General features: G+C 41.3%; 13 protein-coding genes. 10 read left to right on the top strand and 3 right to left on the bottom strand.

Annotated elements, in window-relative coordinates:
* The first annotated feature begins 255 nt into the window (after positions 1 to 255).
* From RTX25_RS13985 to RTX25_RS13960, 6 genes are all read left to right on the top strand, one after another.
* Entirely contained in the window at positions 256 to 2,742 is a 2,487-nt protein-coding gene (locus RTX25_RS13985; protein ID WP_312654526.1) for an EAL domain-containing protein, read from the top strand.
* A 101-nt stretch (positions 2,743 to 2,843) separates the two neighbouring features.
* Positions 2,844 to 3,428 (top strand): TetR/AcrR family transcriptional regulator, encoded by a 585-nt coding sequence (locus RTX25_RS13980; protein WP_312654525.1) that lies wholly within the window; start codon positions 2,844 to 2,846, stop codon positions 3,426 to 3,428.
* A 200-nt stretch (positions 3,429 to 3,628) separates the two neighbouring features.
* Positions 3,629 to 4,519: a VIT1/CCC1 transporter family protein gene (locus RTX25_RS13975; RefSeq protein WP_312654524.1), complete on the top strand. Its 891-nt coding sequence runs from the start codon at positions 3,629 to 3,631 to the stop codon at positions 4,517 to 4,519.
* 135 nt (positions 4,520 to 4,654) lie between these two features.
* Positions 4,655 to 5,227, top strand: a complete 573-nt coding sequence (locus RTX25_RS13970) for an NUDIX hydrolase (protein WP_312654523.1) — start codon at positions 4,655 to 4,657, stop codon at positions 5,225 to 5,227.
* A gap of 335 nt (positions 5,228 to 5,562) precedes the next feature.
* The gene (locus RTX25_RS13965) at positions 5,563 to 5,850 is read left to right on the top strand and encodes a hypothetical protein (RefSeq protein ID WP_312654522.1); all 288 of its coding nucleotides are present in this window, start codon (positions 5,563 to 5,565) and stop codon (positions 5,848 to 5,850) included.
* Between the two features lie 146 nt (positions 5,851 to 5,996).
* Positions 5,997 to 7,103 (top strand): MGDG synthase family glycosyltransferase, encoded by a 1,107-nt coding sequence (locus RTX25_RS13960; protein WP_312654521.1) that lies wholly within the window; start codon positions 5,997 to 5,999, stop codon positions 7,101 to 7,103.
* 36 nt (positions 7,104 to 7,139) lie between these two features.
* On the opposite strand, the gene RTX25_RS13955 is transcribed toward RTX25_RS13960, so the two are convergent.
* Both RTX25_RS13955 and RTX25_RS13950 read right to left on the bottom strand, forming a co-directional pair.
* On the bottom strand, positions 7,140 to 7,943 hold the full coding sequence (locus tag RTX25_RS13955) for a hypothetical protein (protein WP_312654520.1): 804 nt from the start codon (positions 7,941 to 7,943) through the stop codon (positions 7,140 to 7,142).
* A 77-nt stretch (positions 7,944 to 8,020) separates the two neighbouring features.
* Positions 8,021 to 9,064: a hypothetical protein gene (locus RTX25_RS13950; protein WP_312654519.1), complete on the bottom strand. Its 1,044-nt coding sequence runs from the start codon at positions 9,062 to 9,064 to the stop codon at positions 8,021 to 8,023.
* 573 nt (positions 9,065 to 9,637) lie between these two features.
* Between RTX25_RS13950 and RTX25_RS13945 the strand changes: the two genes are divergently transcribed.
* The 4 genes from RTX25_RS13945 (at position 9,638) to RTX25_RS13930 (ending at position 13,543) form a co-directional block, all read left to right on the top strand.
* Positions 9,638 to 11,146 carry a DUF1846 domain-containing protein gene (locus tag RTX25_RS13945; protein WP_312654518.1) on the top strand — a complete coding sequence of 503 codons (1,509 nt, stop codon included), beginning with the start codon at positions 9,638 to 9,640 and terminating at the stop codon, positions 11,144 to 11,146.
* 119 nt (positions 11,147 to 11,265) lie between these two features.
* On the top strand, positions 11,266 to 11,763 hold the full coding sequence (locus tag RTX25_RS13940; RefSeq protein ID WP_312654517.1) for an RNA polymerase sigma factor: 498 nt from the start codon (positions 11,266 to 11,268) through the stop codon (positions 11,761 to 11,763).
* Positions 11,753 to 12,556 (top strand): hypothetical protein, encoded by an 804-nt coding sequence (locus RTX25_RS13935; RefSeq protein WP_312654516.1) that lies wholly within the window; start codon positions 11,753 to 11,755, stop codon positions 12,554 to 12,556. The genes RTX25_RS13940 and RTX25_RS13935 overlap by 11 nt, the downstream gene beginning before the upstream one ends.
* Positions 12,557 to 12,688: 132 nt before the next feature.
* Positions 12,689 to 13,543, top strand: a complete 855-nt coding sequence (locus RTX25_RS13930; protein WP_312654515.1) for a GNAT family N-acetyltransferase — start codon at positions 12,689 to 12,691, stop codon at positions 13,541 to 13,543.
* Between the two features lie 47 nt (positions 13,544 to 13,590).
* Here the strand turns inward: RTX25_RS13930 and RTX25_RS13925 are convergent, their stop codons facing one another.
* On the bottom strand, positions 13,591 to 14,475 hold the full coding sequence (locus tag RTX25_RS13925) for a DegV family protein (RefSeq protein ID WP_312654514.1): 885 nt from the start codon (positions 14,473 to 14,475) through the stop codon (positions 13,591 to 13,593).
* Between the last annotated feature and the right edge of the window lie 183 nt (positions 14,476 to 14,658).

Below are 14,658 nucleotides of genomic sequence, written 5' to 3'. Positions count from 1 at the left end.
ATCATCTTATGGTTCAATCTTTTTTTGTTTGTTGCAATTAATTATACAATCGGCCGTTATAATTTAATATACAATAGTATTATGATAAATAATTTTAGTGATGCGAGTACAGCTATAGTACCTTATGGAAGTTCATATAAAAATCTTCAAGGCTTTGATTGAAAGCCTTGACCAATTCTCAAGTGACAATTTTTTATTTCCTATGGACTATTATGGCTGAAAGCATTTCATTTATACAATTCTGGAGGAAGAGTCATGTCTACAAAAATACTAATCATTGATCAGTCTGATTCCGATTATTTACGAATTGAATCCATACTGAGCGGTTATGAGGTTCTTCTGGCATCTGATGCTGAATCAGCCTTTGAATTATTGAATGACCATGAGGATATTAGAATCATTCTTATAAATCCTGAGCTGCAGGACTTTGATGGTATGAAGCTTATAAGAGAACTGAAAGAAATAAACAAGGGGCATCGGTTTCGCATAATTGTCCTGACCAATCAGGGAGACATGCAAAGTGAAATTTCTGCATTCCGATCAGGCGCAGCAGACTATATCCGAAAACCGATCCAGATGGAAGCCCTGAAAATCAGAATCGATCTGCATCTTAGCCTCATCAAATTTCAGGAGGAAATCATGAGGAAACAGCATGAGCAGGACCTGACATATAATATGATATTCCAGCAGGCACCTATAGGAATTGGAATTGCATTTAATCCTTTTCCCTCAGCAAAAGAGGATAATCCCTATTTAAGCATCAATCCTGTTTATGAGGAAATCACAGGGAGGAGCAAGGAAGAACTCCGCAGTCTGGGCTGGGCGAGTGTTACTCATCCAGATGATCTACAGGCAAATATGGAGAAGTATAACAGTCTGAAGAAGGGAGAGATCAGCGGTTATTCAATGGACAAAAGATTTGTCCGACCCGACGGTACGATAGTCTGGGTGAATATGCTGGTCGCTCCACTGACCTTATCTGGTCATCAGAATTTCAGACACATTTCCCTTGTTCAGGACATTACAAAAAGAAAAATTGCCGAAGAGCGCCTTATGGAAAGCGAGCGGAGCAAATCAGTTCTCCTTTCGCATATCCCTGGACTTGCTTATCGGTGTCGATATGGAAGAGAGTGGGACATGGAATATGTCTCAGAAGGCTGTTATGACCTTACAGGCTACAGACCTGAACATCTGATCGGCAGCAGAGACCTTTCATTTAATGATATTATCGCCCCGGAATACCGGGATTTCCTGTGGAAGGAGTGGGTGGATATTTTAGCGAAAAAACTGCCTTTCAATTTTGAATATGAGATCATCACTGCCGAAGGCAAGCGCAAATGGGTGCTTGAGATGGGACAGGGAATCTTTAACAGTCACGGAAAGGTTGAAGCCCTTGAAGGAATCATCCTTGATATTTCTGAGCGCAAGAAAATCGAAAACGATCTGAGGTTTCTTTTAAAGCATGACAGATGGACAGGACTATACAATCAGAGCCATCTTGAAAGTCTGCTTGAAGAAAATATGGAATCCACTGAAAAAAAAGCGCTTATCGGAATAAACCTCAGCTATGTTCATTCGCTCAACATGATCTACGGGTTTCATTATACTCAGGAGCTTATCAAGAAACTGGCATCCACACTGAAAGTGTATACACATGAGGATATGCTTCTGTTTAAAATGTATGACAATCAGTTTGTTTTCTATGTGAGAGGATATAGAGGAAGGGAAGAGCTGGAATCACTTTGCAGAGACCTTGCTGGAACACTTGAAACAGCTCTTGCTCTGGAGCAGATCAATGCGGGTATAGGCGTCGTTGAAGTGGAATCACACCATAGAAGAAATGTGGACCAGATTCTTAAGAGTGTGCTTATTGCATCCGAAAAAGCCATTGAAAGCTTTGATGATTATTCTTTCGGTTTTTTTGACGATAAAATGGAAGAAGCGCTTATCAGAGAAGATGTGATCAAACGTGAACTAGCTCAGATCGCAGATGGAATAAGGCCAGAAAGACTATATCTTCAGTATCAGCCGATCCTGGATCTTAAAACCGATGAAATCTGTGCTGTAGAAGCTCTCGCAAGACTTCAGAGTGATGAATACGGACCTGTTTCACCTATTGAGTTTATCAGCATTGCAGAAAAGACGAAGCTGATCATTCCGCTTGGAGACAGAATCATTGAAATGGCACTGGATTTTCTGAGAAGGACAAGAGAAGAAAGCCGTCCTATAAGTGTTTCCATCAATATTTCCGCTATACAGCTCATGAAAAAAGATTTTATCGAGAATTTCATCTCCTTAATAAAGGAAATGGATATTCCACCCCGATATATTTCAGTTGAAATAACGGAAACCATCTTTTCCATAAATTATGAAGAAATGAACAGAACGCTAGGCAGACTCAAGGATTTCGGTATCCACATCGCCATAGATGATTTCGGGACAGGATATTCAACTCTTGCTAGAGAACGTGAACTCAACATCAATACGCTGAAAATCGACAAGTCGTTCATCGACAAGCTCATGTATCTTGAGCCTGAAGACGCGATAACAGGAGATATCATCTCCATGGCTCACAGGCTTGGTCATAATGTTGTTGCCGAAGGTGTGGAACATGAAAGACAGAGAATATACCTTGAAGATAACTGCTGCGATCTTATTCAGGGCTATCTCATATCAAAACCTCTAAGTGAAGGGGATCTACTTCTCAGGATGTCCCATGAAAAAATCCGGAATCGGAACTGAAGCGATCATAGCCATTTTAAATTCTGAAACGGACATGATGGTGTTACCATTCAGCTGATTTTAGCGGTATAATAGAAGCACTGATGTTTAAGGAGAGTAGCATGAGAGAGTTAAAAAGTATTGAAGAGAAAATTCTTGATCGTACCTTGTATCTTATCGGTAAAACAGGAAGTGTGAATGTTTCTGTAAGGGCAATCGTCCATGAGGCAGGAGTCAATATCGGAGCCATCAACTATTATTTCGGAACAAAAGAAAATATGCTGAATCATGTCAAACAGTTCTATGTGGAAAATACCATGTCGACCATTGCATACCTTGAGGACGAGACTATGAATGATGAGGATAAGCTTGTTTCCTATGGATGTGAGATTATGGAATACTGTATAAGGTTTCCCGGTGTATCCGCATTGATCAAAGATGCACAGGCAAGAATGGAGACGGATGAGATGTCCAGAAAAATCATTCAAGCACTTTCCCGAATGTACAGTAAGCTGGACGAAGTTCTGCAGAGATACCTTCAGGAAGGCAACAGCCAGTTTGAAATGAAAAAAATGATCTACATCTCTTCCATAGTGTATCCTACCGAGAGATATTCCCCCTCAAGTGAAACGTATGGATATCTTGACACCGAGTCAAAACGCAGAGAATATATCCGTATGCTGGTGAAACTGATATATAAGCAGTAAATATAGAATAATAAAATACCGAACAGACCTTGTGGTGAATCGCAGGGTTTGTTTTTCGATCAGAATGGTAAATACATCACCGCTATCGAATTTTTCGATAAATGATTGACAATTCTTATTAAATTTTATACAATCTATTGTGTTGTATTTAAGTCACCAGGCTGATTATTCTGGAATATAGCGAAAGAAGGTTTACTTTTTTGGAAAAAGACATAAATTATCTCGAAGCGGTAAAAAAGCTCCAGCAGGGAGAAATTACAGAGAGACTCATCTATCTAAAACTTGAGAAATCCATTCGAAAGGAAGAAGACCGTAAGGTGCTCATGGAAATCGCAGATGCTGAGCTCAGACACTATGAAATATGGAAAGCCTATACCAAAGTGGACGTACGGCCTAACAGGATGATTGTTTTCTGGTATGTGCTCATTGGTAGACTGCTCGGTTATACCTTCGCACTGAAACTTATGGAAAAGAGCATTAATGCATTTAATAACGGCATGACACGTCGTCTGACGGATGGCTTAAAAGAAAGAATCACCGATGTGGATATTATCCTAAAGGATGAAGAAGAACATGAAGAAACTCTTCTGGAAATGATCGACGAAGATAAACTTCAGTACATCGGTTCCATGGTGCTGGGTCTTAATGATGCTCTGGTAGAATTTACTGGAAGCCTTGCCGGCTGGACTTTCGCTATGCAGAGCAATCGTCTGATTCTTCTTGCAGGACTGATTACAGGAATATCAGCGACACTCTCCATGGCCTCGTCTGAATATCTCTCTGCAAAGAACGATAATGAAGAACATCCGCTTAAAGCGGCTGTCTATACGGGAATTGCCTACCTGGCAACGGTTCTTCTTCTTATTCTTCCCTATGGACTTCTACCTGATCAGTCATACACTGCAGCACTGCTTATTATGCTCGTGATGGTCATCGTGATTATTGCAGGTTTCAACTATTATATTGCTGTTGCAAAGAACCTCTCTTTCAGAACGAAGTTCAAAGAAATGAGTATAATAAGCCTTTCTGTCGCCTTTGTATCTTTCATTATCGGACTTCTGGTCAAGCAGTTTCTGGGCATTGAAATCTAGCATCAGATGAAACAGATGGAGGCTCATCAGAAATATACCGTCAGTTTTCCTGAGGACATGGTAGAATAAGGTATTCGAATAGAATCATTCATATAGTAGGATAATCTTCCTGTAAGATAAAGGCTGGTGAAAGATATGAGCAATCATTATTATGAAATGATCAGAGGACTTAGGCCTCATGATGAGCGAGATCAGGTGACAAAAAATAATATGCTGGCATTTATTATTCGTCATCAGGATGATGTTCTTTATAGAGACAATGCCATAGCGCATATGACGGCATCTTCCGTCATCATCAATGAATCCAGAGATAAAATGCTGATGATTCATCACAAAATCTATGATACCTGGACATGGCAAGGTGGACATGCGGATGGTGAAGGTGATCTTCTTAAGGTAGCATTGAAAGAAGCCCAGGAAGAAACAGGACTGACGGACTTCAAGGTCCTGGAGGACGAAGGTGGAATGATTATCGGGCTGGATATCCTAACGGTCAGAGAGCATATCAAAAACGGAAAATATATCAGTGCCCACCTTCATCTCAATGCAGCCTTTCTATTTGAAGCAAGAGAAGAGGATATACTGTTTCTCAATGAACAGGAAACAAACGGAGTCAGATGGGTTCCTTTTGAGGATATCGATATTTTTGCAGATGAACCGGAAATCACACCGATCTATCATAAACTCATCAGTCGTGGGGTGAAATAACCGTCTCCACGTCTGATGAGGCAGATTAATCATAGAAAGATCATATGCTATTCAGATGTGAGGATTCATATATAAAGTGTTCTCACATCTGAATATCGCACTTGATTTTGGAGATTAACTGATATATAGTAAATGTTGTACAAACTAAATAAGTTTCTTATTAAGAGTGATGGTAGAGGATTAGCTCAGTGACCACACACCAACCTGCATCTGAGAAAGCTGTAAGGTGGTAAAGCTGATAACGATGAGGAGATATGAGAGGCTCCTTCGAAGGGCTTTTTTTGTTGCTTTTTTACTCAAGAGAGAGAAACATCAAAAATAAAGGAGGAGTCAGAATGTACGATAGAACAACCAGAATCCAGGGAGGCAGCTCTTTTGCTGATGCAATGATGAGGGGCAATGCTTCATCAGAAAACTATGCTAGAACAATGATTGGCAGAAAACTTGAGAAAGAGTGGGGAGAGGAATCGCCATACACCTTTCACTCTACGGGAGAGTGTTTCATTATTGCTCGTGAAGGTGTTCCTGTAATGATCAGGGATTTCCAGTTTGTGGAAATGAAGAGGAGCGAATCTGTGCATGCCTTCGAAGAATGGGTGCTGGAAATCATCCGCAGAAAGTGATGAGCGAAGCTCATCTTTAGTCCTGATTGAGCGTCCGTGAAAGAGTACATAATTTATTAAAAATAATGTGCTATGCTGAGTTCAGTATATATGCGGAGTCTCGGTGTTCACCCCTGATTCTATTTTAGTGTAAAGGAATGAATTGAATGAAGCGTGTTGTTATTCTGACAGCCTCAATTGGTGGAGGCCATAATGCCACATCAAGCGCCATAAAGACTTATGCGGATACCTATCGTGATGAGTATGAAGTCGTCATCATAGATGTGATCGAGTACATCATCCCTACCTTATCCAAGGTGGTAGAAAAAACATATGAGCTGAACGTAAAGAATTTTCCTGAGTTTTATGGCTGGCAATATGATATGAACAACAATACCGACGGGAAACTTGCCAGCAGCTTACTGCCCTTCCATTCCAAACTGAAGGACCTGATTAGTGAGTATGAACCGGATGTCATCATCTGCGTTCATCCTGTTTCGGTAAGCAGCATCATAAGGGTGAGAGAAAAATATGAATTCAGCTATAAAGTCGTCGTGGTCGTCACAGACTATGACTATCATGCATCGTGGATTCACGAAAATGTGGACATGTTCATTGTTTCCAGTAATTTCATGAGGTTGAAGCTTATAGACGACAAGATACCGGAAGATCGTATCAAAGACACGGGTATCCCTACAAATCATGAACTGAATAACCGTGTGGATAAGTATAAAGCCAGGTATATGCTGAATCTGAAAGACAAGAATACGATACTCATCATGGGCGGCAGTTTCGGCGCGGGAAATCTTATGGACCTCGTGAATGCTGTGATGGAGTCCAGTCTTGATCTTCAGTGTGTGGTCATTGCGGGAAACAATAAGAAACTGAAAAAAGAACTGCTTAAGATATGCGCAGAGACAGATAAGGACATCATCATAGAAGGGTACACTGAGAAAATCTCGCTCTATATGGATGCTGCCGATGTGCTGGTGACTAAACCGGGCGGACTTACGGTGACTGAAGCGCTCATCAAAAATCTTCCGCTGATCATAACCAAACCGATACCGGGGCAGGAAGAGGAAAATGCCACTTATCTCCTTAATCATGGAATCGGTGTGAGACTGGACAAGGAGAAAGAGCTTCATATCCTTATTGAAGATCTCCTTTCGGATCAGGTGCGGCTGAAGCATATGATCGAGCTTCAGAATCATTACGCCAAACCTGATGCAGTGAAGGACCTCTTTCTTGCCATAGATGATCTGATGAGAGAATAAGTGAAGAAAAGACTAGGAAAGAAACTGCTTTCTTTCCTAGTCTTTCTGATTTTGAAATTCAATTCTGACGTGATTCACAATGAGCTCCTCGAAATCATCCAGGACAACTTCAGATTTGCCTAAGGCGAACAAGACCAGATTGAGATCCGTTTCTTCAAAATAGTGATGATAGATTCTCCCTTTCATGATCCGTAATGGAAAACTGATTGTGGGATCATCGTCCATACTTCCGTAGAGCAGATCATCAGCCGGGAAATCATCCTTAGCATGTTCTGATCCATTTGTCATCACTGTGCTTTTATAAACCGTAAATGCGCGTCCGGATATCATATGGTTTTCTTTATACCTGCCTTGTTCAAGAATTTCGAAAGAGGTTTCGGATTCTTCTAAACCTAAGGCAGGTAAGGCAAGCTTTGTCATGTCAAAACGGGAGATATCCGCAAGATCAGCATCACTCATCTTTTCACCGAACCCGAGTACACTATAAGAACCGATATAGGCATTGTAGAGAGGGTCCTGAAAATCCAGTATACGGCTGTATCCTTTATCCTTTTTAAAGTCTCCGAAACTGTACTCCACGGTGAAAGTGACATCCTTATTAAGCTCAGAGGAAACTCGGCTGTCGTTATAGCTGATCATCAGGGGATAAAGATCCATCTTTTCCAGCGGAAAATCCAGATGATAGCCTAACATTTTCTGTACACTTCCCTGTTCCTGATATCTGTCGTAGATGAACATGGATATGAGCGAGCGATTTCGCGCGAAAGCTGGGGAAAAGACAAATATCAGGACAGAAATGAACATAATCGATATGAGGCTCCAGACGAATCTTCTTTTCATATTCTCACTTCCTTGAAGGGCAGACAAAAGATTTTTTTCAGTTTCAGTCTACCAGTAAATCATGAAGTAAGATTGAACTAAAGTGATTCGAGGTGCCGTTCGAAATCAGCAGCATCTTTAAATTTCCGGATACTGATTCCCTCTGATTCTAGAAACCCGATAAAAAGATATTGATGCTCTCTAGATGTTTCAAGAATCTTTTCAAGATTTTTCGGATCATAGGATGCGACGATATCCGGAAGATTGGGATGATCTGCATTGCAGTAGTTCAGTGCATGGCTTATTTCCTCATGGATTTCACATGCCACAAACAGGCAGGTAACGGGATCATTGATTTCATAGGCATGTTCGATCTTATTGTAGTAATTGATGAGTTCTTCAAAAAATCCGTCAAATACTTCCTTGACTGAAGCTTTTCTGAAGTGTCTTTCCTTTTCATCGGATATCATCTTTTCCATATTCTGCATGAGTTGTAGAAGATCCTTCTTTATGTCATCGATCTGATCTGAACAGAAAACCGTGTTATAGAGCCTGGAGAAGTCATCAGGAATGAGATTCATGTCCATGACTTCTTTTTTCAGTTTTGCTCTCCCGCGTCTTATGGATCTTCCGTTAAGAAGGGAAAGGGTATGGGCGATGCTGTTCAGAAATAGAATGCCATGCCTTCTGACATCTGAAAGAGAAGTATTCTTCTTCAGGAGGCTAGTAAGTCTGTAGCTGTCGTTAAAAACACTGATCGCCCGTTCCAGACACTCTTTTCTATCTTCTGTCTCTTCTGCCGCCTCTTTCAACTTCTCAAAACGCATAAGATCCTCAGAAGAAGATGAGTAGAGAATTTTGCAGTCTGTCACAATGGATGTGATTCTTTCCTTATGATGGGCTATCGCGTCGAGTCTTTCCCAGGAAATCGGCCACAGATCAAATCCGATCTCATCGATGATAAAAGTGAATCCCAGGTTGTAGCCCTTATCTGTTTTGGGAACAAAAAACAGATCAAGATCTGAACGGTCATGGGTTTCATTGAAGACATAGGACCCCATGACAGCAACGAGAGATATGTCATCTGCGTAATCCTTTCTAATTTTTTCAATGAATGCATCTGCAATTTTCATCAGTTTCATATCATAACCTCCATATAAAAAAATGCTCCATTTACACCGACACATCGTCGTCTGAAAATGGAACAGTACTTACACCATATGGAGCAGAATGTGCTCTGCATATGCACGCAGAGCAGATGGTGGAGTCATGAAATTATCTGAGGACCAGATAAAATAATCCGGATTCTGACGACGAAATAAAGCCTGCAGAAAGCCGGCATGTTTCTCTCAGTTTCAGATTACTTAATCATCGATGCACCTCATTCACTCGTTATATCTATCATATTAGTTTATGGTTAATAATCTGTCAATGATCATACTTTATCTTTTCCTATAGCTATATCATGATAGAAGTCAGTCTAACATTTACTTAATATCTGATGCCTGTCCATGAAAGGCGTTTTCACCGTTTGATGAAGGTCAATATTTTCGTGAAGATTCTGATTGACCTTAACAATTTTTCTTCTACATGTTATAGTAACTAATGGATAATTTTATAGAAGCCGCAAGGAGATTTCTGGTCAGTTGAATAAGAATGCTGAAAGTGAATAATCAGTCGGTAAATAATCAGCTATAAGGATGCAGGGGGGAAATATGAAGAAAACAGGATTTGATCCACAGAAGTATATTGAAGAACAGTCGAAGTTTATTCTGGAACGGGTAAATGATTATGATAAGCTTTATCTTGAGTTCGGAGGCAAGCTCATCGGAGACAAGCATGCGAAAAGAGTGCTTCCGGGATTTGATGAGGATGCGAAAATCAAGCTTCTCCAGAAGCTGAAAGACCAGGCGGAAATCATCATAGCCGTGTATGCCGGAGACATCGAGCGTAACAAGATCCGTGGAGATTACGGAATCACCTATGATATGGATGTCTTCAGACAGATTGACGAGCTGAGAGGCTATGGCCTGTCGGTCAACAGTGTGGTGATAACAAGATATAACGATCAGCCTTCCACAAAGGTCTTTATTTCAAAGCTCGAAAGAAGAAACATCAAGGTATATACCCATGTGGCGATTCCTGGTTATCCTTCGGACGTGGAGAAGATTGTCAGTGAAGATGGCTATGGTCTGAATCCCTACATCGAAACCACAAAGCCCATTGTGGTGGTAACCGCCCCTGGACCGAACAGCGGAAAACTCGCTACATGCCTCAATCAGCTCTATCATGAATACAAGCTGGGCAATCATGCGGGATACTCCAAATTCGAAACCTTTCCTGTATGGAATCTTCCTCTGAAGCACCCGGTCAATGTTGCCTATGAAGCTGCTACGGTGGATCTTAAAGATGTGAACATGATGGATTATTTCCATTTTGAAAAATACAATATCGTTTCAGTGAACTACAACAGGGATCTGGAAATGTTTCCGGTTGTAAAAAGAAGCATAGAGAAAATCACCGGAAAGGAATCCGTGTATCAGTCTCCTACTGATATGGGCGTGAACCGTGTAGGATTCGGCATAACAGATGATGAAGCGGTCAGAGAAGCTTCAAGACAGGAAATCATAAGGAGAAATTTCATCACAGAATGTGACTATAAAAAGGGCATTCTGGATGAGGACATTCTGAATAGAATGAAGCTGATCATGGAAGAACTGGAGCTGAAAAAAGAAGACAGAGTTCCTGTAAAACCTGCAAGAGAATATGCCGAAAAGCTGAAGGAAAATACAGAAAACAAGGAAGTTCCTGCAATCATGGCATTTGAACTGAATGACGGGAAAGTCATAACAGGTAAAAGTTCCAATCTTATGGATTCATGTTCTGCGGCCATCCTCAATGCCATCAAGTATCTTGCTCATATAGGAGATGAGATCTTTCTCTTATCCCCAGTAATCATCGATACCATAAGGACACTGAAGAAGGATAAGCTGCACAGCAAGATCACGACGCTAAATGCCAATGAAGTGCTCATTGCGCTCACCATCGGAGCGGTGACAAATCCCACAGCGCAGCTGGCTGTGGACAAGCTTGTGGAACTTGAAGATGTTCAGGCACACTCTACAGTCATGCTCAATAAAGATGATGAGCAGATTCTGAAGAAACTGGGAATTGATGTGACCTGCGACCCGGTCTATCCATCCGAAAATCTCTATTATGTATAATGCAGAACCCGCTGAGCAATCAGCGGGTTCTTTTACAGAAAAATATCTGCCGATCTGTATTCCTTTGCGACATATTAGCCCCTATGATTGTATTATAAGTGAAAGGAGGATGATGGATCTTGGAGAAGACGAAGCTTCGTGAAGAGAATGAAATCATCGGAATCTATGAGAGACATGTGGATATGGTATACCGGATCTGTTTCTCATACCTGAAGAATACTGTGGATACTGAAGACATGGTTCAGAACACATTTATCAAAATCATAGAAAAGTCCATCATCTTTGAAAGCCCGGAGCATGAGAAAGCATGGCTTATCGTGACTGCCTCCAATCTTTGTAAAAATCATCTGAAGCACTGGTGGCAGAAAAGAGGGAATATCGAAGATCATCTTCTGGAAAGCAATGACAGAAACAGACAGGAGGATGGGCTGCTCGATACAGTTATGAAACTGCCTGAGAAGTACAAGCTCGTACTGTATTTATACTATTATGAAGGCTATGATACCAATGAGATTGCAAAGATGCTGGATAAACCTCAGTCGACTGTACGTAATGATCTTCATCGGGCAAGAAAACGCCTGAAGGAAGAGTTAGGGGAGGATTTAGATGAAAAATAGAAGATATATCGATGCCATGAATCAGATGAATCCTGATGAAGAAGCAAAGAAAAGAATGCTTCAGAACATACTTGGTGAAACAAGTGACAACAAAAAGAAAGGGAAAGTGATTGAAATGAACAAAACGAAGAGAAACAGTTTTATCCTGACTGGAGCGGTTGCCGCTGCAGCGCTTTTTATCAGCCTTGGTCTTCCGGATATGGGAAAGAAGGATGCAGGAGATATACTTTATACCAAAGGTGATGTGGTGATTACAGAAGTGACTGATGTTCCTGAGATTCCTTCAAATCCTAGTGCCATTACAGCGATATTCAATGAAGAGGAAGTGTTCACCAGATTTGATACTGTAGCTTTTATGGGTACTGTAAAGGAAGTCGTGAATCTTGAAATGGATTTTGATGGCGTTGTGCACTATCGATCCATGGCCGTCATTACAGTAGAGAAAGTGTACGACGGAGAGCTTACTGTGGGTGAGACTGTGAATGCCATGCTACCTGGCCCTGTGGATACAGGTAGTGTGATGGGGCCTGATTTCAACATCACAAGAGCGATGAAGCCTGGTGAGAGAGGAATCTTCATGCCGATTGTCTACAGCAGCGATGAAGTATGGGAAGAGAACGGAAAAGAGCTGAAGATGACAGATTTTGCAAAGTATGCCATTATCGACACAGTACGGTTTGCATTCATGGATACAGAAGAAGGGCTGCTTTTTGAAAGAAATACCTTCCCAGCCATCAAAGATGCAAAGACTCTTGAAGAGGTGGAAACCTATATCATGGAAAAAGTGAAATAACGGAAGAAAAACCGAAGCATGGAAACTTCTGATCAGTATCGCTCACTGGTCAGGAGTTTTTCTGTTTACATCGTATTCTGACATGATACTATGGAATAAGAATAGTCATTATAGCATTAAGGGGGTAACATTATGTACAGGTATATCAATGCTCAGGAAACAGACAGGGAGAACGTCTACAGAGCTTTCATCAAGGGGTTCTCTGACTACATGATCAGATTTGAAATGAATATGGATGACTTTTTCAGCCGTTTTTTCGGTCCTGATGGTAATCAGCTGGAACTGTCTTTTCTGGCGTTTGATGATGAAGAACCCATCGGTGTGGTTCTTGGCGGAGTCAGGGTGTTTGACGGGATAAAAACCATGAGATGCGGCGCTTTGAGTGTGGCTCCGGAGCATCGGGGCAAAGGGATAAGTGATGAACTTTTCAGGCTTCATATAGAGAGTGCAAAAGACAAAGGCTGCAGACAGCTGTTTCTTGAAGTGATCAGAGGCAATGACCGGGCAGTCGCTTTCTATGAGAAGAAAGGCTACGAGAAAATATACAATCTTCATTACTACACGCTGAATAAATCTGGTTATGCCGGGAAAATGAGTAGCTCAGAGAATACCGTAGTGAAAGAGATATCTTTTTCAGATGTTCTTCGGGTAAAAGAACGTTTCAAAGATATCCACCTCAACTGGCAGACGGACTTTGAAGCCATGGGAAAAATGAGCGACATCAGGTATTACGGGACTTACGAAGGTCAGACACTTAAGGGGGCTTTGGCTTTTAAAGATACAGGGAAGATCTATCTGATCTGGGTGGAACCGGAGTTTCGAAACAGGAAGCTGGGATCAGTACTCCTTCATAAAGCCATTGAGATGACAGGGTCACCCGAAATGCACATCAGTTTCTCCAATCATGCGGGTCTATATGGCTTTGTAAAAAGCAGCGGTTTCATAAAAGATGATCTGTCGCAGTATGAAATGTACAGACTCCTCTAAAATGAATACCCATGGCTTAGGTGAATCTAAGCCATGGGTTGAAGGTTCTATGAGATTTTCGGGTCTCTATTGCCCATGAAAGAAAGTCCGATCATACCAGGTCCTGTATGACTTCCTATTACGGGTCCGATATAGGTGAGAATCACATTTCTGACACCTAGTTCCTCTCTGACCTTTTTCTCGAGAAAGCGGGCATCTTCCAGTGCATCACCATGGCCGATGATCACCGTCTGATCTTGGGGCATATATGCTCCAGTTTTCATCCGTCCCACAAGCTCTGAGAGGGATTTTTTTCTGCCCATGACTTTACCCTGAGTGATCAGCCGTCCTTCAAAATCCACACTGAGAATAGGTTTGATCTGAAGGGCGGTTCCTACGCTGGCAGACAGCGGGCTGATTCTTCCTCCTCTTTTCAAGTGCTGAAGGTCTTCTACTGTGAACCAGTGAGAGAAGCTGTTTTTATTTTCCTCCACCCAGCAGGCAAGCTGATCTATGGTATAGCCTCTCTTCTGCAGCATGAAGGCATGGTAGACGAGAAGTCCCTGTCCGATGGAAGCGGCTTTTGAATCGAGTGTAAAGATCTTCTGGTCCGGATATTCCTCCAGAAGCTCTTCGGCAGCTATTCTGCTTGCGTTGTAGCAGCCGCTTAATGCAGAGGAGAAGGAGATATAAAGCACATCCATACCCTGGCTGATATAACCGGTAAAGATATCTGTGAACCGTGCTGTATTGATCATGGATGTGGTGGAGACCTTACCGCTTCTCAGATGATTATAGAACGATCTGGTTTTGTCTCCGGAATCCTCGATATCATGAAGCTGCACGATACCGTCAAGAAAATATTCCATAGGAATGACGTGAATGGTCAGCTCTTTCAGGATATGAGGTGGAAGATCGCAGGTCGAATCGGTTATGATTTTATAATTGCACATGACTACTCCTTTTACCTGAGAATGATTGTGATAAGTTTATAAATAATATCAAAAAAACAATAACATTCTAATCTTAATCTATAGTTCCAAAGATAAACTTAAAATTTAGTTAAAGTAATGTTATTTTGCTTAGTGTAAAATTATTGTTGGTTAAAAGAAAAAAGAGAATAGCTCTAACCGTGT

The sequence above is a fragment of the Proteiniclasticum sp. genome, from assembly GCF_032054185.1.
Classification (GTDB): domain Bacteria; phylum Bacillota; class Clostridia; order Clostridiales; family Clostridiaceae; genus Proteiniclasticum.
This window is presented reverse-complemented; position numbering and strand designations above follow the sequence as displayed.